We start from the raw sequence: 2,809 nt of genomic DNA, 5'->3' as shown, positions 1-2,809 counted from the left end.
TGATTTTAAAATCACAAATAAAACGTTTGATTCATTTTATTATTCTAGCGATCCAGTATATTTGGATACGCGTAGTGGAATTATCATGTTAGTGGTGAGTAAAGATGGTAAAAAATTTGAGGAATATGTTATTCACCGTGTTGTTCGTTTAAAACCAGATATTTATTTTAATTATGTTTCTATCTCGAGAGAGAGTGTGCTTCAAATTCATTATTCGAGTCATGGAATGAATCAGAAGATGATGGAGACTCCATGTTCGTATCAGCCTTTGGTTTCAAAGATGAATTTAAAAGAGATCTTTACATGTTTTTACCAGGTTCGTAAATCGAATTATACATTTCCTGGTGAGTCACATGATTATTATGAATTGACATATATTGATCATGGTACTTTGGATACGACGGTAGATGGTCATAGTTACAGATTGTCTAAATATGATTTGATTTTATATTATCCGGGACAGTTCCATACACAAAGTACAGATAGTCAGAGTACTTGTTCATATCTGACGATTACGTTTGATATGGATAATAAGTTGCCTGGCGATTTAAAAAATCGTGTTTTTCATACGCGAAAAGATATTTATCAAGTGTTGTCTGAATTTATGAAATCCATTCAGTCCGATGGTCATTTGAATTCAGAACTCGTACTATTGTATTTAAAACAGATTCTAATTCTTTTATATCAATTTGATGATGAGGTAGAGGAATCGACTTCTATAACGGCGAATCCGATGCAAGAGCATTATGAAAGTACGTTGTTGAATGAAATTTTGGTTTTTATCAATAATAATGTATATAAACAGTTTACGGTGGAAGATTTGTGTACGAAGTTCTCAATTTCGAGGTCAAGTCTACAGAATTTGTTTAAGTCAAATATTCATATTACGCCAAAACAATATATTTCCAATGTGAAATTGAATCAGGCTAAAATCATGATTCATGAGCATAATCAGACGATTTCAGAAATATCTGATATTTTAGGATTTACTTCCATTCACTACTTTTCTAGGAAGTTTAAATTGCAGTATGGGATTTCTCCAACGGATTATGCCAAGAGCATTTCTCAATAAGTCCAGAAATGGGCTTTTTTTCTTGCGTTAATAGTGTATGATATGTACATGAAAAAGAATCAAATGTTAATGACGTCTGGAACCATTTGGAAACAAATGCTTCTGTTTGCATTTCCTGTGTTTCTAGGCAATCTATTTCAACAGCTCTATAATACAGCGGACTCCTTGATTGTAGGAAACTATCTGGGCAGTTCAAGTCTTGCGGCCGTTACTTCTTGTGGGGAATTGATCTTTTTGTTGACTAGTTTGTTTCAAGGGATATCCGTAGGTGCAGGAGTGGTCATTGCACGCTACTTTGGTGCGAATGATAAAGAAAGAATGCAGAATGCGATCCATACACTTATGGCGTTTGGATTGATTTTTGGGATTGGTTTAACCGTTTTTGGATACTTGTTGGCACCTGTATTGTTAGGGTGGATGTCAACACCAAAAAATGTGATTCATTTATCCACTGCATATCTACAAATTTATTTTTTAGGGTCTTTAGGAATGATTCTATACAATTCTTGTGTAGGTATTATGCAGTCAGTAGGAGATAGCAAACATCCATTATATTTCTTGATTGTATCAAGTTGTGTAAATGTTGTATTGGACATCATATTTGTGGCAGGACTTCATATGAATGTAGAAGGGGCTGCTTTGGCTACGATTCTATCGCAGTTTTTAAGTGCTGCTCTTTGTTTGTATCTATTGATTCGGACAAATGAAAGTCATCAGGTACATCTTTCTAAGATTCGTATACATGCTGATGTAGGTAAGGAAATATTGGAAATGGGGATTCCAACGGGAATTCAGAATAGTTTAATTTCAATATCAAATGTCGTTATACAATCGAATATCAATTCGTTTGGATCCTTGGCTATGGCTGGTATTGGTACCTATACAAAAATTGAGGGTTTTGCGTTTTTACCAATCACAAGTTTTATGATGGCTTTAACTACGTTTGTTTCTCAAAATAGAGGAGCCAAAGAATATGAAAGGGCCAGAAAAGGAGCTCATTTTGGACTGGTTTGTTCCGTCAGCTTAGCTGAAACCATAGGGGTATTGATTACACTGTTTGCCACTCCATTGATGCGTTTATTTGTGGATGATCCACAAGTAATACAATATGGTGTAGAACGAGCTCATTATGCGACGATACTATTCTTTTTATTAGCATATAGCCATGGTGTGTCGGCTGTACTTCGTGGAGTAGGAAAGTCTGTGGTTCCAATGGTTGTTATGCTTGTGTGTTGGTGTCTTGTACGAGTCACCTTATTAACAATGTTGAACATGCTATTCCATAACATTTTATTTGTATATTTGATTTATCCATTTACTTGGTCTTTATCAAGTATTGTATTTTTCTTATATTATCGAAAAATTAATTGGCAAGAATAAAAAAGAAACCATTCTAGTGTTGGCGTCTAGAATGGTTCCTTTTTGTTTATTATTATTTTAGGAGAGAGATATGAATATTGGTTTATTTCTATATTCATTGCCTTATCTTTAAGGCACTTATAGAATAACATTCCATGTTGTCATAAATTTAGTATAACTTTGGTAAATATTGTGAAATCCGATTGAATTATGTGAAATTATCAAAATGTGCATCTTTTTTTGGAAAAACCTCAATTTATTTCGTATATGAGATAGGAGGTGATGAAATCACATGAATAAATCAAAAGACAAAATTATGAAGGAGTTTTTAGAAAACAATGCCTATTTTGTCGACTTCTTTAATGCGTACTTCTTTGG

General features: G+C 33.7%; 2 protein-coding genes. Both read left to right on the top strand.

Going from position 1 to position 2,809, the window contains the following annotated elements:
* Nucleotides 1–1,072, top strand: a 1,072-nt coding sequence (locus ACZQCL_RS08370; protein ID WP_482482759.1) for an AraC family transcriptional regulator, incomplete at its 5' end; no start/stop codon positions are given.
* Nucleotides 1,073–1,105: 33 nt separating this feature from the next.
* Complete coding sequence (locus tag ACZQCL_RS08365) at nucleotides 1,106–2,452, top strand: MATE family efflux transporter (RefSeq protein WP_482482757.1); 1,347 nt, start codon at nucleotides 1,106–1,108, stop codon at nucleotides 2,450–2,452.
* Nucleotides 2,453–2,809: the final 357 nt, after the last annotated feature.

The sequence above is a fragment of the Holdemanella sp. genome, from assembly GCF_056804935.1.
Note: the sequence above shows the minus strand (reverse complement) of the source record. Positions and strands in the feature narration are given on the sequence as shown.